The sequence below is a fragment of the Streptomyces sp. NPDC004732 genome (genome assembly GCF_040609235.1).
Taxonomy (GTDB): domain Bacteria; phylum Actinomycetota; class Actinomycetes; order Streptomycetales; family Streptomycetaceae; genus Streptomyces.
Genome location: NZ_JBEXJR010000023.1, coordinates 1 through 19492, shown reverse-complemented (window position 1 = coordinate 19492; position 19492 = coordinate 1). Strand labels below are relative to the sequence as shown.

The window sequence follows — 19492 nt, the reverse complement described above, 5'->3', positions numbered from 1 at the left end:
GCCGTTCCTTCGAGCGCCGCGACGACAACCGCGGTGGCGGCTTCAACCGCGACCGCCGTGACGACAACCGTGGTGGCGGCTTCCGTCGCGACGAGCGTCCCTCGGGCGGCAGCAGCTTCCGCCGCGACGACCGCCCCTCCGGCGGCCACCGTGGCAGCGACCGCCCGTTCAACCGTGACCGCCGCGACGACCGCCCCTCGGGCGGCTTCCGCTCCGGTGGCCACGACCGTCCGTCGTACAACCGCCGCGACGACCGCTCCGGCTCCGGCACGGGCTCCTTCGGGCGCCGTGACGACAAGCCGCGCTGGAAGCGCAACGGCTGACCTGTAGCCAGGCCTGCGTGAGCGAAGGGCCCGTCCGACACTCCTGTCGGGCGGGCCCTTCGCCGTGAAACGGCGATACCCGATCGGATGGCGCGGCCCGTCCCGCTATGCTCGGGGGTGCACCGACGAGGACCGTTAGCTCAATTGGCAGAGCAGTGGACTTTTAATCCATTGGTTGTGGGTTCGAGTCCCACACGGTCTACCGCAAAAGCCCCGGTCAGCCACAGGCTGGCCGGGGCTCTTCGCTGCCCGCCCGCTGTCCGCCTGCGATCAGCGCGGCAGCAGGAGACGGTTGAGGGCCGCCGCGATGTCCTCCAGGGGCAGGACGGCGTCCGCCTTGCCCGTGTTCACGGCCGCCTCGGGCATGCCGTAGAACTCCGCGCTTGCGGGGTCCTGCACGATCACGGTGCCGCCGTGCGCCTTGACCGCTTCGACGCCCCGGGCCCCGTCGCCGTCGGCGCCGGTGAGGACGCAGGCGATGATCCGTGGTCCGTAGACCCGCGCCGCCGATTCGAAGAGCGGGTCGGCGGCAGGCCGGGCGTGGTTGATCCGCCCCGCGTTGCTCAGGGAGAGCTCCCCGTCCTTCTCCACGCACAGGTGGTGGTCCGGCGGGGCGACGTAGACGGTGCCTGCCTCGGGGCTCTCGCCGTCGGCGGCCAGCTTCACTCGGAGCGTGGACGTCCGGGTCAGGATGCGGACGATCTGCGTCTCCCGCTCGCGGCGGAGGTGCTGGGCCACCAGCACGGGCACGGGGCACGGGGCCCGCAGTCCGGCCAGGAGAGTGCCGAGGCCCCGGATGCCGCCGGCGGACGCGGCGATCAGCACGACGTCGGCTCGTTCGCCGGGGTCCGGCAAGCGTGTGGTCACGTCGCGACCGTATGCGAGTTCTCCCGCGGCCCGGGGGCGGGTCATCGTTCCGCGGCGTGTCGGGTGAGCGACCGCCGCAGTTGCGCGGCGATGCGCGGGGAGACCGGCCCGGCGACGGCACCGGCCACCACCATCTCCGCGACGAGACGCAGCCGGATGTTGGTGCGCTGGGAGGTGTCCACCAGCACTTCCCAGGCGTCCTGGGCCCCATGGGCGCCCGCGGCCATCAGCACGCCACGGGCCTGGTCCACCACGGGGCGCCCGGCGAGCGCCTTGAGCAGCTGCGCGTTCTCACGGCGCAGCGCCTCGACCTCCGTCTGTGCCCGGCTGGTGCGCCGTCGGTAATCGGCGGCCAGCTGGTGACTCACGTCGAAGGCCTGATGGGCCCGCAGCATGAGAAGAATGGCGCATTCTCGGGTGGAATCGACCTGTTTCAGCAGAACATTCGCGTCTACCGCCATGGGGGGATGCTGCCCGAACCCCGCACTTTCAAGGCAGACGCCGGGCGGCAACCGGAAGAGGCCAGGGCGGCCGTCACGGGCGGCGGACCGCGGCGATCTCGAACTCCACCGTCACCTGCGAGCTGACGAAGAGCGTGTCCACCGGGTTCGCCTTCACGCCCCAGTCCTTGCGGTTGATCAGGACGCTGCCCTTGAAGCCGACCCTGACGTCGCCCTGCGGGTCGCTCTCGCCGCCCGTCGACTCGACGGGCAGGGTGAGCGCCTTCGTCGTGCCGCGCATGGTCAGGTCGCCGGTGACCTCGAAGTGGGTGTCGTCGACCTGCCGCACCTCGGTCGAGGCGAAGGTGATGTCCGGGTGGTTCTTGATGTCCAGGAACTTGGCGCGCACCGGGTTGTCGCGGAACTTGTTGCGGCTCTGGATGCTCTCCGACTTGATCGTGAGCTGGATGCCGGACTTCTCGGGGTTGTCGCCGTCCAGCCGTGCGCTTCCGTCGAACTCCTCGAAGAGGCCGTGGACATGGGGGCCCACCGCGTGGCGGGCGACGAAGCCGATCCGGGTGCGGGCGGTGTCGAGGACGTACTCGCCGCTCAGTTCGCTGAGCTCGGTGATGGCTGACATTGCGTGGTCACTCCCGGAGAGAAAGAGGCAGTGAGCGTTCGGCGCAACCGGTCACTGGATGGCGTCGTGGGTTTCCCGACGATACCGCCGCAGGCCATGTGTGTTCGGGCTGCTCAAGCGCCAACCCAGCCCGAATCAAGTTGTGTTGCAGGTGGCCTTCCGGTTGCGGGTTCGGTGTTCGCTTGTTGCGCACACCGTGCGCAGTGCGTACAGTGTGCGCAACGAGAGCACGCCGTACGCAGCGGATGTGCCGTCCAAGGTCTGGGGGTCCCACGATGGAGAAGCACCCGAGGGAAGAGCGTCCGGCGACGTCGGGAGAGGGCCGTCACCCGCGCCGCTGGCTGATCCTGATCGTGCTCTGCCTGAGCACGCTGGTCCTGGTCGTGGACAACATGGTCCTGACCGTCTCGGTCCCGCCGATCGCCGCGGACCTGGGTGCGGACGCCCAGGACATCCAGTGGATCATCGACTCGTACATCCTGGTCTTCGCCGGTCTGCTGCTCACCGCGGGCAGCCTCTCCGACCGGTTCGGGCGGCGGCGGGTGATGATCGTGGGGCTCGCCCTCTTCGGGGCCGCTTCCTTGCTGGCCACCGTCGCGCAGAACCCCGAACAGCTCATCGCCGGGCGGGTGTTGATGGGCATCGGCGGCGCACTCATCATGCCGAGCACGCTGTCGATCCTGATCACCGTCTTCGACGACGAGGAGCGCCGCAAGGCGATCGGCGCCTGGAGCGCGGTGGCCGCGGTCGGTCTGGTCGGCGGGCCCGTGCTCGGCGGCGTGCTCATCGCCCACTTCTGGTGGGGCTCGGTCTTCCTGATGAACGTGCCGATCGCCGGTCTCGCCATCGTCGCCGCGCTCGTCCTGATGCCGGAGTCCAAGGGGCCCGCCCGCAAGGCCGATCCGCTGGGCATGGTCCTTTCGGTGGTCGGCATGACCGCGCTGGTCTGGACGATCATCGAGTCCGCCGAGGCCGGTCTCGGCCACCTGAGCACGCAGCTCTCGCTCGGTGTCGCGGTCGTCTCGCTGGTCGCCTTCGGCGCCTGGCAACTCCGCACCGACTCGCCGATGGTGCCCCTCTCGCTCTTCCGCAACCGCGTCTTCACCGGCGCCAGCTTCTCCCTCGTCCTGCTGACCTTCGCCAACGGCGGGCTGATGCTCGTCCTCACCCAGTACCTGCAGTTCGTGCTCGGCTACTCGCCCGCCAAGACCGGCATCGCCTTCGCCCCGATGGCCGTCGCCACGCTCGTCTTCAACGGCATCGGCGCCACCCTCGGCAACAAGATCGGCAACCGCCCCATGACCGCCGTCGGCCTCGCCGTCATCGCCGCGGGCTTCGGCGCCCTCGCCTCGCTGCCCTCCGACGCCGGGTTCGGGATGCTCGCCGCGGCCATGGTCCTGATCGGCATCGGCGGCGGCCTGGCGATGCCCGCGGCGACCGCCGCCCTGATGAGCGCGGTGCCCGCCGAGCACGCCGGGGTCGGGTCCGCCCTCAACGACACGGTCCAGCAGGCCGGTGCGGCCCTCGGCGTCGCTGTCCTCGGCACGGTCCTCTCCCGCACCTACACCGACGCGATGCCCGACTCCGCCCCCGGGCAGGCCGGTCACTCCGTCTCGGACGCGCTCGCCCTGGCCGCTGCCACGGGCGACAGCGCCCTCGCCACGGCCGCCCGTGAGGCCTTCACCGAGGCGATGTCGGCCAGCTTCTGGGCCGGTGCGGCGGGTGTCCTGGCCGCGGCGGCCCTGGCCGTCCTCCTCATCAGGGACCGCAAGTCCCCGACGGGCGACCGCCACGAGTCGGGCGACGAGGTCCCCCACACCGGTGAGCTGACCACGGCGGCCTGAGCTCCTGCCCCCCGGACCTCCTGCCCCCGGACCTCCTGACCCCCGCGCCCCGCCCGGCTTCGGCCCGGCGGGGCGCAGTGGTGTTGACTGTTCCGCTTCCCGCACTCCGTTTCCCGCTTCCCGCACCCCGCACCCCGCACCCCGCACGTCAGGAGTCCCACCGTGCCGCAGCCGCCGCGCCTGGGCGTCGCCATCATCACGATGGGCAACCGCCCCCGAGAACTCGACGCCCTGCTCGCGTCCGTGGCCATGCAGGACGTGCCCGCGGACCGCGTCGTCCTCGTCGGCAACGGCTCGCCGCTGCCCGAACTCCCCGCCCTGCCCGGCGAGGTGACGGCCGTCGAGCTCGACGAGAACCTCGGCTGCCCGGGCGGCCGCAACGTCGCCATCGAGCGGCTCATGGACTTCGGCGACGTGGACGTCGTCATCGAACTCGACGACGACGGCCTGCTCGTCGACACCGACGTCTTCCGCCGGATCCGCGACCTGTTCGCCGCCGACCCGCGCCTCGGCATCGCCGGTTTCCGCATCGCCGACGAGCACGGCGAGACCCAGCGCCGCCACATCCCGCGGCTGCGCGCCACCGACCCGATGCGCCGGGGCCCGGTGACCGCCTTCCTCGGCGGCGGCCACGCCCTGTCCACGGCGATGCTGGCCCGCACCGGCACTTGGCCCGCCCAGTTCTTCTTCGGGCACGAGGAGACCGACCTGGCCTGGCGGGCCGTCGACGACGGCTGGACGATCCTCTACGAACCCGCCCTGCTGCTCCAGCACCCCAAGACCTCCCCGGCCCGGCACGCCGTCTACTACCGCAACACCGCCCGCAACCGCGTCTGGCTGGTCCGCCGCCACCTCCCCCTCCCGCTGATCCCGGTGCACCTGGGCATCTGGACCCTCCTCACCCTCCTGCGCACCCGCTCGCTGCCGGGGCTGCGGGCCTGGGCCGCGGGATTCGTCGAGGGGGTGCGGACGCCGTGCGGCGGGCGCAAGCCCATGCGGTGGCGCACCGTGTGGCGGCTGACGCGGCTCGGCAGGCCCCCGGTGATCTGACCCGAACGGCTCACTCAGGTCGCGCGCGGGCCGGGGCCGCGGGTCACGCTGGACTGCCAGTTGCCGTCGGGAGGCCGACGGCGCAGCGGGAGGTGCGGTGATGGCAGCAACGGTCCGTCGGCGGCGGCAGCGCGTACTCGTGCTGCTCGTCGCACCGCTTCTCGTCGGCCTCGCCGCGGCCTGCGGAGGTGGTGGTTCCGGTGGGGACGGCACGCGTACGGCCGCGGCCCGCCCCCTCGACCGGGCCTTCGAGCACCCCGGCGTCCTGGTCGGCAAGGAGCAGCTCGACCGGGTCCGCGCGCACGTCAGGGCGCGGGAGCAGCCGTGGTTCGCGGCGTACGAGCAGATGCGGGCCAGCAAGTACGCGGCCGACGACTACACGGCGAGGCCGTACGCCGTCGTGGAGTGTCCGCCCGACACCCGCCCCGGCCGGGGGTGCGTGGAGGAGCGTGAGGACGCGCTGGCCGCGTACACGCACGCCCTGCTCTGGAACGTCACCGGCGAGCGCGCGCACGCCGAGAAGGCCGTGCAGATCATGGACGCCTGGTCGAAGGTGATCACCGGGCACACCGAGGAGAACGCCGGGCTGCAGACCGGCTGGGCCGCCTCGTCCTGGGCGCGGGCCGCCGAGGCCGTGCGCTACACGTACGACGGCTGGCCCGACGGGCAGCTCCTGCGCTTCGAACGGATGCTGCGCAACGCCTACCTGCCCCAGGTCAAGGAAGGGTCCGTCGAGCGCAACGGCAACTGGGACCTGGTGATGGCCGACGCCACCATGAGCATGGCCGTCTTCCTCGACGACCACGCCACGTTCGAGAAGGCGGTGCAGCACTTCAGGACGCGGGTGCCCGCGTACTTCTATCTGAAGTCGGACGGGAAGCTGCCCGTCTCCCCGGCGGGCAGCGACATCAACACCGCCGCCGAGCTCAAGAAGTACTGGTTCGGGCAGGGCACGTACGCCGACGGGCTCTCCCAGGAGACCTGCCGCAACTTCAAGCACGCCAGCTACTCGCTCGCCGCCACCTCGCACATGGCGGAGACCGCCTGGCACCAGGGCGTCGACCTGTACGGCGAGGTCAAGGACCGGCTGCGGGCCGCCTTCGAGTTCCACTCCAAGTACCAGCTGGGCGCGAAGGCGCCGGAGTGGCTGTGCGGCGGCAAGGTGGAGCGCGACATGGGGCCCGACACGGAGGTCGGCCTGAACCATCTGCGGGGGCGGCTGAAGCTGGACATGCCGCAGACCGAGAAGTACACGGAGCAGCGGCGGCCCGAAGGGACCGACGGCCTCTTCGTGGCCTGGGAGACCCTCACGCACGCGGGCAACGCCTAAGTGGTTCGACGCACCCCTTCGGATGGCGTAGAGTTGTGTTCACCGACGCGGGGTGGAGCAGCTCGGTAGCTCGCTGGGCTCATAACCCAGAGGTCGCAGGTTCAAATCCTGTCCCCGCTACTGAAGGCCGATGGCCCGGAACCATGAATCATGGTTCCGGGCCATCGGTGTTTTCCGCCCGGATCCTCCCGCGCGGACCGCTCGCCGCTCACCCGGTCGGCCCACACCAGGTCGCACCCGCCCGCCGCTGCGGGAACCCTGAATGCAGCGCGGTGATGGGTGCGGACTCGGCGGGAGACAAGCGGTGGGGCAGCGAGGAGGACCCGATGAGAGCGGGGCCAGTGGGGCCACCGGGCCCGAGCGGGCCTTCGTCCGCGCCCTGCCGCTCCTGCTCCTCGTCGTCGGCGTCGTGTACGACTCGGCGACCCCGTCGGAGTTCACCGCGGCCCCCCTCTTCACGGCCGCCCCGCTGATCGCCGCCCCCTTCTACTCGCGGCTCAACACCGTCCTGACCGGCGCGGCAGCCACCTGTGCCGTCCTCCTCCTGCACTACGGCAGCACCGTCAACAGCCATGTCGAGGCCGTCACCGAGGTGGTCACCGTGGTGACCGTCGCCGCCCTCGCGATCGTCATCAACCGCGTCGTGCGCCGCAGCAACGACCGGCTGGCCATCGCCCGCTCCATCTCGGAGGCCACCCAGCGCGCCGTGCTGCCCACGCCGGACCCGCGCATCGGGGGGCTCGACATCGCGGCGCGGTACGAGGCCGCGCAGGCCGACGCGTTCATCGGGGGCGATCTGTACGCGGTGCAGGACACCCCGCACGGCGTACGGCTCATCGTCGGCGACGTACGGGGCAAGGGCATGGGCGCGGTCGCGGCCGTCGCCGTCGTCATCGGAGCCTTCCGGGAGGCCGCCGAGCAGGAGGCCACCCTGGAGGCGGTCGCGCAGCGCCTGGAGCGGGCGCTCGCGCGCGAGGGCACCCGGCGCGAGGGGCTCGACGCGTTCGAGGGGTTCACCACCGCCGTCCTCGCCGAGATCCGGCACGGCGAGGGCTCCGTGCGGCTCATCAACCGCGGGCACCCGCCGCCGCTGCTGCTGCGCGGCGACGGGCGGCTCTGCGTCCTGTCGGCGACCGAACCCGCGCTGCCGCTCGGCATGGGCGATCTGGGGGCCTGGCCGGACCGTGCGGACGAGGCGGAGCTGCCGCCCGGCGCGCTGCTGCTCTTCTACACGGACGGCCTCTCGGAGGCGCGTGACGTGACGGGGGAGTTCTACGATCCCGCGACCCGGCTCGGCGGGCGGATCTTCCCGGGCCGCGGCGGTCCGCACGCGCTCCTCGCCGCGCTCGCGGGGGAGGTGCGGCGGCACACCGGGGGCGGGATGACGGACGACATGGCGCTGCTCGCGGTGCGGCGTCCCGCCGCCGGGGATCCGGACGTCACGACCGACGTTACGGCCGGTAACTGAAGTACACCGCTCCGCATAACATCTGACGCACTGTCAAGGGAATGTGAAGCTCCGGTGTTTAAAGAGATGGGGTCAACTCGCCCCGTTCCACACCCTCGTGTCCCGGTACGTACGGCCGAAGAGCGTTAACGATCAACCGGAACGGCTTGGAATACCGACCCGCTGTCTATTAACGTTCGATAACGCAGCGCGGTCGTCCCAGCCGTCACTCGAGTCGGCTCCGCGCGCACGCGCCTAATCCCGAAAGGGAGCCGGGGAACCACCAACATGGGGTGAATCGGGCAGCTGTGCATCCGTGCCAGCTGTTCGTAGGAGACCTTCCTGCTCCGAACCCGTCAGCTAACCCGGTAGGCGAGAAGGAAGGAAAGGAGTGCGCCCCAGTGGCGTCCAACCGGCCTGCCCCCCAAGCCGTGTACGTACCGAATGACGACGACTTCGGCTCGTACGACGAGGGCTCCTTCGAAGAGTGGAACCCCACCGAGGAGTCCGTCCGTCCCGTCCGCGGCAGGCACCGTGTGCACAAGAAGAGCGGCGGCGGGCTCGCCCGCAGCTCCACCGTGCTCGGCGTGGGCGTCATCGCCGCCGTCGGCGCGGGCGGCATCGCCACCGCGCAGGACGGCAAGCCGCCGGTCTCCATATCGATGCCCGACCTCGGCGTCGTCACGGACTCGCTGCCCGAGGCCAAGTCCCTGCCGGGCGTGGGTTCCCTGATATCCGGCGACGACACGTCGGACACCACGACCACCGCGGCCGCCGCGGCCCCGCTCACCGCCGCCGGCGTCAGCGCCGCCGACGCCGAGCAGGGCAACACCCATGCGGGCGAGGCCCTGCGCGCCCGCATCATGCAGCAGGCCGAGAACCAGCAGGACCAGGCGGACACCGCCGTGCGGGCCGCTGCCGAGGACGCCGCCGCCAAGAAGGCGGGCGAAGAGGCGGACGCGCAGCGCAAGGCCGCCGAGAAGGAGGCGGACGCCAAGGCGGCCGCCAAGAAGAAGAAGGAGGAGGAGGCAAGGAAGGCCAAGGCCGAGGCCGCGCGCCTGGCCAAGCTCGCCAAGAGCTACGTCATCCCCACCTCCTCGTACACCCTCACCTCGCACTTCGGTGACGCCGGATCCATGTGGTCCTCCGGCCACCACACCGGCCTGGACTTCGCGGCGCCCACGGGCACCCCGCTCAAGGCCGTGCACACCGGCACCGTCAAGGAGGCCGGCTGGGCGGGTGCGTACGGCTACCGCACCGTGCTCGAACTCGAGGACGGCACGGAGATCTGGTACTGCCACCAGTCCTCGCTCAACGTCAGCGCCGGGCAGAAGGTCTCCACGGGCGACGTCATCGGCCGCGTCGGCGCGACCGGCAACGTCACGGGCCCGCACCTCCACATGGAGGTCCACACGGCCGACGGCACCGGGATCGACCCGCTCGGCTGGCTGCAGGGCAAGGGCCTCAACCCCTGATTTCTCAACCCCTGATTCCTCAACCCCTGATTCCTCAGCCCTGATTCCGGTGTGCCCTGCACGGAATTCCGTCCGGGGCGGGGGCGTTGAGGAGCGTATGACTCCTCTTCGCCCACTCGGCTCATCCGACCTCGAAGTCTTCCCGCTCTCCCTGGGCGGCAACGTCTTCGGCTGGACCGCGGACCGGGCGGCGTCCTTCGCCGTCCTCGACGCCTACACCGCGGCGGGCGGCAACTTCATCGACACCGCCGACGCGTACACGGCCTGGATCGACGGCAACAAGGGCGGCGAGTCCGAGACCCTCATCGGCGAGTGGCTGGCCGAGCGCGGCAACCGCTCGGACGTCGTCGTGGCCACCAAGGTCGGCGCGCACCCCGCATACAAGGGCCTGTCCGCCGACACCATCAAGAGGGCCGCCGACGCGTCCCTGCAACGCCTCGGCACCGACTACATCGACCTCTACTACACGCACTTCGACGACACGTCGGTGCCCGTGGAGGAGATCATCGGCGCGCTCGACGAGCTGGTGCAGGCGGGCAAGGTGCGCGCCATCGCCGCCTCCAACATCTCCCCCGAGCGGCTCCAGGAGTCCCTCGACCTCTCCGACCGCGAGGGCCTCGCGCGCTACGTCGCGCTGCAGCCGCACTACAACCTCGTCTCCCGCGACACCTACGAGGGCCCCCTCCAGGAGGTCGCCTCGCGCTCCGGCCTCGCGGCCGTCCCCTACTTCGGGCTCGCCGCCGGTTTCCTCACCGGCAAGTACCGCGCGGGCGCACACGTCGAGAGCGCGCGGTACTCGCGCGTCGAGGCGTACGTGGGGACCGAGCGGGGCGACCGCGTCCTCACCGCTCTCGACGAGATCGCGCAGGCCCACGGCGCACAGGTGCCGACCGTGGCACTGGCCTGGCTCGCGGCCCAGCCCACCGTGGCCGCGCCGATCGCTTCCGCGCGCACGGTGGAGCAGCTGCCCGCGCTGCTCGCGGTGGCCGACCTGGAGCTGACGGACGCCGACCTCTCGGCGCTGAACACGGCCTCTGCCTAGGCCCTAGGGGCGGTAGGGGTTGTGGTACGCCGTCGGGTAGCCGTAGGCCGGGTAGGCCTGCGGCTGCCCGTAGGGGAGGGGCGGCGCCGGATGGCCGTACCCCCCATAGCTCCCATACCCCCCATAGCCGCCATACGCTCCGTACGGCATCGGGAGCGCGACCGGCACCGGCGCTGTCGCCTGCGCCGCGTACGCGAGGGCGGGGCGGGCCGGTTCGCGGCGCTCCCAGAGCTTTTCGAGGAGCTCCCGTTCGCGTACGACGAAGTCGGCCCCGGCCCGGCCGCGGCGGCCCCGGTGGCGCAGGAACGCGAGCGACGTCGCGTACGTCTGGTACTCCGCGACCGTGCGGGCCGCGGGCTTGCCCCAGGTGTACGAGGCGTAGTCGCGGGCCAGTGAGCGGGCGCGCATCGAGCCGAGCGCGAACGGCTCGGCCGGGGTGAGCCAGCCCGCCGCCGCATACACGGGCAGCTCTTCGCGGATCGTGCGCAGCTCGCGCTGCCGGGTCCAGATGGCCAGCCAGGTCAGCAGGCCGAACGCCGGGAGCATGAAGAGGGCGTACACGGTGAAGAAGCCGAACTGACCGAAGACCGCGGAGCCGTTCCACAGCGCGTGCATGCCCATCGCGAGCAGCAGCCCGCCGAGCGGGAGCAGCACACGGCGCAGGAGCTGCCGCTCGGCGGAGAGCGCGGCGATGCCGAAGCCGATGCCGGTCAGGACCGTGAACAGCGGATGCGCGAAGGGCGACATGACGACGCGTACGAAGAAGGTCGCGGCCGTCACGGAGGCGAGGCCGCTCTCGCGGCTGAGCTGGTCGGTGACGAAGGCGTTGCCCAGATAGAGGATGTTCTCGGTGAACGCGAACCCGGTCGCGGTCACCCCCGCTATGACGACGCCGTCGACGATTCCCGTGAAGTCGCGTCTGCGGAAGAGGAAGACGAGGAGCACGGCCGCGGCCTTCGCGCTCTCCTCGACGATCGGGGCGATGACGGTGGCGCCGAGGGTGTCCGCGCTGCCGGGGTCGGCGGTGGCGGTGGCTATCCAGCGGATCGCGAAGCTGTTCGCCACGATCGCGACGAGTGCGGCGGCGCAGGCTCCCCAGGAGAAGGAGAAGAGCAGGTTCCGCCAGGGGCCCGGTGCCACCCGGTCCAGCCAGCGGAACGCGGCGACGAGCAGCGGCACGGGCACGGTCGCGAGGCCGAGCCCGACGAGGAAGCCCTCGGTGCCGGTCTGCTCCCGCACCAGGGCGAGGATCACCAGGCCGGAGAGGGCGAGCAGCGTGACGAGCGCGGCCACGCGTATCGCGCGCCGCTGCCACCAGCGGACACGGCGGAGCTCCCTCGGGGCGGGTGCCTCGGGGGGTATCGGATACGGAGAACCGGTGGCCACGTCGTCGACCCTAACGAGGGATGGGGGTGGCCGCGACGGTGCCTCAGTCCTGCGCGGGGGCGGCTTCGCCGGGAACGCGGCGGAACAGCAGGTCGTGGACGACGTGGCCCTTGTCCAGGCCCTGGCCCTCGAAGCGGGTGCGGGGGCGGAAGTCGGGGCGCGGGGCGTACCCGCCGTCGGGCCGGGTGTTCTCGAAGTCGGGGTGCGCGGTGAGCACCTCGAGCATCTGCTCGGCGTACTCCTCCCAGTCCGTCGCGCAGTGCAGGATCGCGCCGGGCTTGAGGGAGGGCGCGGCCAGCGTCAGGAACTCGGGCTGGATGAGACGGCGCTTGTGGTGCCGGGCCTTGGGCCAGGGGTCGGGGAAGTAGACGCGCAGCCCGTCGAGCGACTCGGCGGGCAGCATCTCCCGGAGCAGGATGATCGCGTCCCCGTTGGCCACGCGGACGTTGGTCAGACCGGCGCGCTCGGCGAGGCCGAGGAGGTTGCCCTGGCCGGGCGTGTGCACGTCGACGGCGAGGATGCCGGTGTCCGGGTCGGCGGCGGCCATCTTCGCGGTGGCCTCGCCCATGCCGAAGCCGATCTCCAGGACGACGGGCAGACCGGGGCGCGGGCCCTGCTCGTCGCCGAACAGCTCGGCGAGGTCGAGGGTGTGCAGCCCGTCGATGTCCAGCCCCCACTGGGGCCAGAGCCGCAGCAGGGCGTCACCCTGACTGGTGGTGACCCGGCTGCGCCGGGGCTGGAAGCTACGGATCCGCCGCTCGTGATGCGACCCGGCGGGATCGGGCGTGGGCCCCCCAGGAAACCTGGGCAAACCCTGCGAACGCCCACCCGACCGGGAGGCGGGGGCGTCGGGAGCATCGGCGTTACGGGATGAGTCAGACACAGTGCGGCAATTTTACGGGGCGACGGCGGGTGGGATGTGCGCCCTGTGGGGGCGACGGCGCTGAGCGGCTGGGGGCAGGTGGTGGTTGTCAGGGGCGCGGGGAACTGCGCGACCAGCCGAGTCGGGCCCGCAGCCGAGCGCGAGAGCAGTTGTCCCGTGGGGGCGACGGCGCTGGGCGGCTGGGGGCAGGTGGTGGTTGTCAGGGGCGCGGGGAACTGCGCGCTCAGCCCAATCGGGCCCGCAGACGAGGCGAGAGCAGCTGTCCCGTGAGGGCGACGGGGCCGGGCGGCCGGGTGCAGGTGGTGGTTGTCAGGGGCGCGGGGAACTGCGCGACCAGCCCAGCACGGCCCGCAGACGAGGACCACGTCGCCGCCCGCAGGGCCCCGCGCCGAGCCCAGGAACCGGCACCTCAGCCACTCACCCCGCCCCGCCACGCGCCAAGCGCAACGCCTCGAAGGCCCGCCGAGCAACCTCCCTGCCAATAGGCAGGGACGCAGTCGCGGCGGGCGAGGGCGCGTTCAGGACGTGGACCGCCCGCGCCCCCTCCCGTATGAGGAAGTCGTCGACCAGCGTGCCGTCCCGCAGGACCGCCTGCGCCCGCACCCCCGCAGGCGCGGGGACCAGGTCGTCGGGCCGGACCGCGGGCAGCAGCCTGCGCACCGCGTCCGTGAAGGCGGACTTGGACGCGGACCGGCGCAGCTCCCCCGCCCCGTACCGCCAGTGCCGGCGCGCCATGTGCCAGGAGCCGGGCCAGCCGATGGTCCCGGCGAGCTCGCGGGGCCGGACGACCGACCAGTCGTACCCCTCGCGGGCCAGCGCGGGGACCGCGTTCGGCCCCACGTGGACGCCGCCGTCGATGCCCCGGGTGAGGTGGACGCCGAGGAACGGGAAGGCCGGGTCGGGCACGGGATAGACGAGGCCGCGCACCAGCTCGGGACGGGCCAGCTCGAAGTACTCACCCCGGAACGGCACGATCCGCATCCCCGGGTCGTCCCCCGTGAGCCGCGCGATCCCGTCGCAGTGCAGCCCCGCGCAGTTCACCAGGACCCTGCCGCGCACCACGGAGCCGTCGGCGGTGCGGACGGCGACGCCACGGTCCGCGCGGCGGTCGATCTGGACGACCTCGCCCCCCGCCCCGTACCGGATCTCGGCCCCGGAGGCGTCGGCGAGGCGCTCCGCCACCGCGCTGTAGTCGCACACCCCGGTGGTGCCCACGTGGATGGCGGCGAGGCCGCGGACCTCCGGCTCGTACTCCGTGATCTGGGCGGGGCCGAGCTCGCGCACCGGAATGCCGTTCTCCCTGCCGCGCTGGACCAGGGAGTGCAGACGCGGGAGCTCCGCCCGCTCGGTGGCGACGATCAGCTTGCCGGTGACTTCGTGTGCCACCCCGTACTCCGCGCAGAACTTGACCATCTCGGCGGCGCCACGGACCGCGTACCTCGCCTTGAGGGAGCCCGGGCGGTAGTAGATCCCGCTGTGGATCACGCCGCTGTTGCGGCCCGTCTGGTGGCGGGCCGGGCCCGGCTCCTTCTCCAGGACGGTGACCCGGGTGCCGGGGGTGGCGCGCGTGAGGGCATAAGCCGTCGCGAGCCCGACGATCCCGCCGCCGATCACCAGCACGTCGCAGTCGTACGCGACCTTCTTCACCGCGCCTCACCTCCCACCCTCAGATACTGCCCTGCGCCACTGACAACGCCGCCAAACCTCGGGCGCCGGATCCTTTCCGCCCCTTAACTCGCGCCCACCCGTGCGTTCACCACGTCGCGGGTCCGGACGGACGGGCGGGCGCACGAGCGGGCCGGAGGACGGGCCTCGGCCCCCTACGCCGGAGCCATCAGCAGGGGCCGGGCCCGCTCGCGCAGCTCGACCACCCGGGGCTCGTCCCCGTAAGGCTCCAGTCGGTGCAGCAGATCCTTCACGTACTCCGTGGTCCTCGCGGACGAGATCCGCCCGGCGACCTCAAGGGCACGCGTCCCCTGCTCGCACGCCGCGTCGAGGTTCCCGGACTCCAGCTCGGCGACCGCCGACACCACGAGCCGCAGGCCGTGCGACCGCACGAACTCCTCCGTGGGACGGGACAGCGCCTGCTCCGTGAAGCGCCGCACCTGCCGGGGTGCCTTCAGGTCGCGGTAGCACTCGGCGGCGTCGGCGGCGAAGCGGTCGTAGGAGTAGAAGCCGAGCCAGGTGGGGTCGTGGTCGCCGTCACGGGCCCGCTCCAGCCAGCCCTCGGCGGCCCGCAGCGCCGCGCCCGCCGCCTGCGCGTCGTTGGCACGCGCGTGTGCCCGTGCCTCGACGAGGCGGAAGAAGCTCATCGTGCGCGCGGTGGCCAGGCCCCTGTTCCGCTCGAGGGCGGCCTGTGCGAGGTCGACTCCCTCGTCCCCGAAGCCGCGGTAGGTGGCCTGGAGGGACATGGACGCGAGAACGTACCCCCCAAGGGGGACGTCCGCGGCCGCACGCGCGAGCCGCAGTGCCTGGATGTAGTAGCGCTGGGCGGCTTCCTGCTGGCCCGTGTCGAAGGCCATCCACCCGGCGAGGCGGGTCAGTTCGGCCGACGCTCCGAAGAGGGCGCGTCCCACCTCGTCGGAGTAGGAGCCGAGCAGCAGCGGGGCCGCCTCGACGCGCAGGCACTCCGGGACCATCGAGGAACGCCAGTCCCCGCCGCCGTACTTGGAGTCCCAGCGGCGCGCGTCCTCGGCGGCCTCCCGCAGCTTCAGTACGTCGCTGTGGCCCACCTTCATCGGCGCGCCGCCGTCGTCGGCGTGCACGGTGTCGCGCGGTGCTTCGCGCGTGACGTCACGTGCGACGGAGCTGTCGGCGGGGGTTATCAGCCAGCGCGAGGCGGGCGTCGCATAGGCACTGACGGCGAAGGACCCGGCAAGCGACTGCCAGATCCCGCCGCTGCCCGCGCGGCGGCCCGCCAGATCGAGGCGGTACAGCTCGGTCGCGGACTTCACCGCCGCCCCCACGTCGCGCGGGAAGGCGAGGCCCACCTCAGGCGCGGGGTCGGCGTCCGCGAGGCCGATCTCGTGCAGCGGCACCGGGCGGCCGAGTTTCTGTCCGATCGCCGCCGCGATCAGGTGCGGGGCGGCGCCCTGCGGCACCATGCCCTTGGACACCCAGCGCGCCACTGATGTCTTGTCGTAACGGAGCGTCAACCCGCGTTGTGCGCCGAGGTCGTTGACCCGGCGGGCGAGTCCCGCATTGCTGATTCCCGCGAGGGCGAGAACGGTGCCGAGCTTTTCGTTCGGCCCGCGTTGCTCCCTGGACATGCGCCACCCCTCGACACAGACGGCTGCCGGGCAGTGGCTGGACCGCTCGCGGCATTCGTGCTGCGTTCCCCCGGGGGCGGTGGCCGGAATGGCGGCCGCAAGAGCGTTTGGCCGATCCTCCAGGTATATGCCTCCGCGAAAACAACAGCACACACAGCGTAGTTCGCCGCATCCCAAGCGTTAAGAGGCCCAGTTCCGGATGGCGAGATTGTTGTCCGTGCGTAGGTACTTCGACGGCGATGCGTGCCCCCGCCGTGTGGCCGTGCGCCCGTGCGTGCGCTCTTCTCCGGCCATGACGAGAACGGTTCCATTGGCGATGCGTGGGTCGGCCCGCTGCGCTGGAGTCAGTGGGCTGGGGGACACCGCCGCCTCCATCCCCGCGGGCGGCGGACCGGTCCGGGAGGCGAACACCGCCTCCCGGGCTGTGTGTTGCCTTCGAACGGTTCCGTTCCGGGACCGCGGCAGGCCGATTTGGCCGAAAAGCGCCCGTGTACAGAAACCGGCATACCGCCCAAGCCGGTGGTGTGCGCCTGCGCACAACGGCGGTTGCGCGCGCGCCCCGAGTGCGGTCTGCGCGTGCGCCCCGTGCGGCGTATACGTGCGCCTGTGAAGGTCGGCACAGGGCGCCTCCGACACCTCCCCGGGCCCGCTCCGGGCCGTCTCCGACCCCACTCCGGGCCGTCTCCGACCCCTCTCTGATCCCTCTACGGGGCTTCCCCGGAGCCTCCCCAAGGAGAAGGGTGACGTTCTGCTCTCAACTACCGCTCACCTGGGGCGCATTCCCGAGGCGCAAGCGGCCCCGTAGTCCTTCCCGCACGCCTCCTTCGTGGCAGCATGGGACCCCAGTTCTTCGGTGCACTGATCGGCCGTGCCCGGCGGCGCTATGCCGACGGCCCGTCCACAGCCTGTGGAGGCAGCGATGCGGTGGTTGGTGGGGTGGAGCAGTACCACCGCGAGATCCTCGGCGGTGGGCTCGGCCGGGGCCACCGGTGAGGACGGCGAGACCGTCCACCCCGTGGGCTCCCAGCTCCTGTGGGGCGACCCGAACCCCCTCTGGGCGGTCGGCGACTGGCGGGCCGACGAAGTACGGACAGTGACGGCCGACGAGCAGACCCGCATCGCGGTCCTCGGCACCTGCGGTGCCTCCGACGAGGAGCTCAGGGTCGGCCTCCTCGCCGCCCGCGGCGGCGCCCTGCGCCATCTGACCGCCTGGTCCGGCAGTTACACGGCGGTCGTCCAGGTCGGCCGCCGCGTCATGATCGCCGGTGACCTCGCCGGAGCCCGCCCGGTCTTCTACACCCCCTGGTCCGGTGGCACGGCCTACGCGACGGCCGCGCTGCCGCTGGCCGACCTCATCGAGGCCCACCTGGACATCGGCCACCTCGCGGCGCTGCTCGCCGCGCCGGACGTCCCCGAAGCGCTGCACGACTCGACCCCGTACCAGGGCGTGCGTCGCGTGCCCCCGGGGCATGCGCTGATCCTGCGCGCGGGCGCGCGGGAGATCGCCGGGTACGAACCGGTGGCCTCGCTGGCGGTCGCGGCGGCCCCCACCGACGCCGACAGCGCGGTGGACGGCGTCCGGGAAGCCCTCATCGACGCGGTACGCGCCCGCCTCACCGCACCCCGCCACGTGCCCGGCACGGACGTCGACCCCGGCCCGGTGCCCGGCATGGGGCCCGCCGAACGGCGCGCGGCCCGCGGCATGCCGGTGCCCGGCATCGGAGCCGACCTCTCCGGAGGACCCGCTTCGGGAACCCTCGCTCTCCTTGCGGCCGGTCTGCCCGGGATGCCCGGCACGGTGCTCGGCCACGGCACCGGCGCGGGCGAGCGGCTCCTCGCCGTCACCTTCAACGACCTTGCCGTGAACGGCAGGGAGGCCGAACTGGAGCGGGCCGGTGCCATCGCGGCCAACCCGCGCCTGCACCACGTGGTCGTCGCGGCGGGCGAGGACGCCCTGCCCTACGCCGACCTCGACGGCCCGCTGACGGACGAGCCGAGCGCCGTCCTGGTGGCCGCCCAGCGCCACCGCGCCCGGCTCTCCTCGGGCAGCGCCGACCACTTCACGGGCCACGGCGCCCGGCAGGTCCTCGACGCCCACCCGGCCCGCCTCGCCGACCTCCTGATGGACCGCAAACGACGCCACATGGTGCGCCCCGTGGCGGCACTGGCGAAGGCCGACGGCTCGGTGATGGTCCCCGCGCGCGTGTACGGCGCGGCCCGCAAGCTCGCCCGCACACCGCACCGGGCGGGGGTCGAATCGCTCGCCGAGCGCCTGCTGCAGCGCCGCTTCGACGAACCCGGCGGAGCCGTGGGGGCGTCGCTCGCCGCCCTCGCGTGGGCCAGGCCAGGACCCGCGGCGCGCTGGCTCACCGGCGAGGCCCTCGCTGAAGTATCGGTTCGCCTCCAGGACACCACCATGCGTCCCGGCGGGCCAGGACAGCGCCCCGGCGAGTTCCGCGCGCGGGCGGCCCTCGCCCGGCACGCCGCGGACCTGCGCCTCCTGGAACAGGCCGCCGAGGTGCGCTTCCAGCGCCTGCACGCACCCTTCCTGGACAACCAGGTCGTCCGCGCCTGCCGGGCGCTCCCCGAAGCCCTGCGCGTGCAGCCCGGGGCGCGGGCCGCGATCCTGCGCACCGTCCTGGAAGGCGCCGGGGTCGCCGAACTGCCCCCCGGCTGGGGCGCCCCGTCCCACGCCTCGAACGCGGCGGCCGCCCGCACCGGGCTCCGCGTCGCGGTGGACGACCTCATCGCCCTCTTCGACACCCCGCTGCTCGCCCAGGCGGGCCTCGTCGAAGCCCGCGTGGTCCGCAAGGCCCTCCGCTCGGCCGCCGAGGGGGAACCGCTTCCGCTGGACGGCCTGGCCGACCTGGTCTCCACCGAGCTGTGGCTGCGGCGGCTCCTGTCGCGAAGAGGAACGTGCTGGACGGGGACTCCAGCACGGCAACGAGCTGTTCCCACTGGAAGTGTGGTCCCGCAGAGAGGGGCACTAGGAGCGGGGCGGTAGCGGCAGGACGGGGCAGTCTCCGGAGCCGGATGCCGGGCCCGGCAACGCGCCCCCGGAAAGAAAGCACGCGCCCCGGCGCACCAGGGCGGGGAGAATGACGGGGTGCGGTACCGAATCCTGGGCGCCACCGAGGCGTACGACGACCAAGGCGCCCCTCTGCCCGTAGGGGGCCAGCGGCTGCGTGCCCTGCTCGCCGCCCTCGCGCTCCACGCGAACCGTACGGCCACCGTCGGCGCGCTCATCGAAGAGGTCTGGGCAGGCGACCCGCCCGCCGACGCCCCCGCTGCCCTGCAGGCCCTGGTGGGCCGCCTGCGCCGGGCCGTCGGCAAGGACGCCGTCGTGTCGGCCCCCGGCGGATACCGCCTCGCCGTCGCCCCGGACGACGTCGACCTGCACCGTTTCGAGCGCCTCGCGCGCGAGGGCAGGGCGGAGCTGGACCGCGGCGACCCGGCCCCGGCCGCCCGCACCCTGCGCGACGCGCTCGCCCTGTGG

The 19492-nt window shown here is 72.6% G+C and carries 15 protein-coding genes, 2 tRNA genes, 1 pseudogene and 1 riboswitch; of the genes and pseudogenes, 11 read left to right on the top strand and 7 right to left on the bottom strand.

Annotated elements, in window-relative coordinates; all coding sequences use genetic code 11:
* Together ABZV77_RS40430 and ABZV77_RS40425 are read left to right on the top strand one after the other, a co-directional pair.
* Positions 1-323, top strand: a pseudogene (locus tag ABZV77_RS40430) (RNA helicase); the annotation flags it as partial.
* 129 nt (positions 324-452) lie between these two features.
* Positions 453-525: transfer RNA gene (locus tag ABZV77_RS40425), tRNA-Lys, on the top strand.
* Between the two features lie 68 nt (positions 526-593).
* Here ABZV77_RS40425 and ABZV77_RS40420 read toward each other — a convergent pair.
* The 3 genes from ABZV77_RS40420 to ABZV77_RS40410 form a co-directional block, all read right to left on the bottom strand.
* Complete coding sequence (locus ABZV77_RS40420; protein ID WP_356268004.1) at positions 594-1190, bottom strand: chemotaxis protein CheB; 597 nt, start codon at positions 1188-1190, stop codon at positions 594-596.
* 41 nt (positions 1191-1231) lie between these two features.
* The gene (locus ABZV77_RS40415) at positions 1232-1585 is read right to left on the bottom strand and encodes an ANTAR domain-containing protein (protein ID WP_356268002.1); all 354 of its coding nucleotides are present in this window, start codon (positions 1583-1585) and stop codon (positions 1232-1234) included.
* Positions 1586-1724: 139 nt separating this feature from the next.
* Positions 1725-2270: a YceI family protein gene (locus ABZV77_RS40410; protein ID WP_356268000.1), complete on the bottom strand. Its 546-nt coding sequence runs from the start codon at positions 2268-2270 to the stop codon at positions 1725-1727.
* 275 nt (positions 2271-2545) lie between these two features.
* Between ABZV77_RS40410 and ABZV77_RS40405 the strand changes: the two genes are divergently transcribed.
* From ABZV77_RS40405 to ABZV77_RS40375, 7 genes are all read left to right on the top strand, one after another.
* Positions 2546-4114, top strand: coding sequence for an MFS transporter (locus ABZV77_RS40405; RefSeq protein ID WP_356267998.1), 1569 nt, complete (start codon positions 2546-2548; stop codon positions 4112-4114).
* 162 nt (positions 4115-4276) lie between these two features.
* Positions 4277-5164, top strand: a complete 888-nt coding sequence (locus ABZV77_RS40400; RefSeq protein ID WP_356267996.1) for a glycosyltransferase — start codon at positions 4277-4279, stop codon at positions 5162-5164.
* A gap of 100 nt (positions 5165-5264) precedes the next feature.
* Positions 5265-6494, top strand: a complete 1230-nt coding sequence (locus ABZV77_RS40395) for an alginate lyase family protein (protein ID WP_356267995.1) — start codon at positions 5265-5267, stop codon at positions 6492-6494.
* 46 nt (positions 6495-6540) lie between these two features.
* Positions 6541-6614, top strand: a tRNA-Met gene (locus tag ABZV77_RS40390).
* A 184-nt stretch (positions 6615-6798) separates the two neighbouring features.
* Entirely contained in the window at positions 6799-7962 is a 1164-nt protein-coding gene (locus ABZV77_RS40385) for a PP2C family protein-serine/threonine phosphatase (RefSeq protein ID WP_356267993.1), read from the top strand.
* 221 nt (positions 7963-8183) lie between these two features.
* A riboswitch (cyclic di-AMP (ydaO/yuaA leader) is annotated at positions 8184-8331 on the top strand.
* An 11-nt stretch (positions 8332-8342) separates the two neighbouring features.
* The gene (locus ABZV77_RS40380) at positions 8343-9416 is read left to right on the top strand and encodes a M23 family metallopeptidase (RefSeq protein ID WP_356267991.1); all 1074 of its coding nucleotides are present in this window, start codon (positions 8343-8345) and stop codon (positions 9414-9416) included.
* Positions 9417-9513: 97 nt separating this feature from the next.
* On the top strand, positions 9514-10458 hold the full coding sequence (locus ABZV77_RS40375) for an aldo/keto reductase (protein ID WP_356267990.1): 945 nt from the start codon (positions 9514-9516) through the stop codon (positions 10456-10458).
* 3 nt (positions 10459-10461) lie between these two features.
* On the opposite strand, the gene ABZV77_RS40370 is transcribed toward ABZV77_RS40375, so the two are convergent.
* The 4 genes from ABZV77_RS40370 to ABZV77_RS40355 form a co-directional block, all read right to left on the bottom strand.
* Positions 10462-11820, bottom strand: a complete 1359-nt coding sequence (locus ABZV77_RS40370; RefSeq protein ID WP_356268142.1) for a PrsW family intramembrane metalloprotease — start codon at positions 11818-11820, stop codon at positions 10462-10464.
* A gap of 67 nt (positions 11821-11887) precedes the next feature.
* On the bottom strand, positions 11888-12655 hold the full coding sequence (gene trmB / locus ABZV77_RS40365) for a tRNA (guanosine(46)-N7)-methyltransferase TrmB (RefSeq protein WP_356267988.1): 768 nt from the start codon (positions 12653-12655) through the stop codon (positions 11888-11890).
* 489 nt (positions 12656-13144) lie between these two features.
* Positions 13145-14374, bottom strand: coding sequence for an L-2-hydroxyglutarate oxidase (gene lhgO / locus ABZV77_RS40360; RefSeq protein ID WP_356267986.1), 1230 nt, complete (start codon positions 14372-14374; stop codon positions 13145-13147).
* Between the two features lie 173 nt (positions 14375-14547).
* On the bottom strand, positions 14548-15996 hold the full coding sequence (locus tag ABZV77_RS40355; RefSeq protein WP_356267985.1) for an MFS transporter: 1449 nt from the start codon (positions 15994-15996) through the stop codon (positions 14548-14550).
* A gap of 919 nt (positions 15997-16915) precedes the next feature.
* Here ABZV77_RS40355 and ABZV77_RS40350 point away from each other — a divergent pair.
* Together ABZV77_RS40350 and ABZV77_RS40345 are read left to right on the top strand one after the other, a co-directional pair.
* A complete protein-coding gene (locus tag ABZV77_RS40350) occupies positions 16916-19000 on the top strand; it encodes an asparagine synthase-related protein (RefSeq protein ID WP_356267983.1) in 2085 nt (694 codons plus the stop codon).
* Between the two features lie 102 nt (positions 19001-19102).
* Positions 19103-19492: BTAD domain-containing putative transcriptional regulator (locus ABZV77_RS40345; RefSeq protein ID WP_356267981.1), on the top strand; the 390-nt coding region annotated here is incomplete at its 3' end.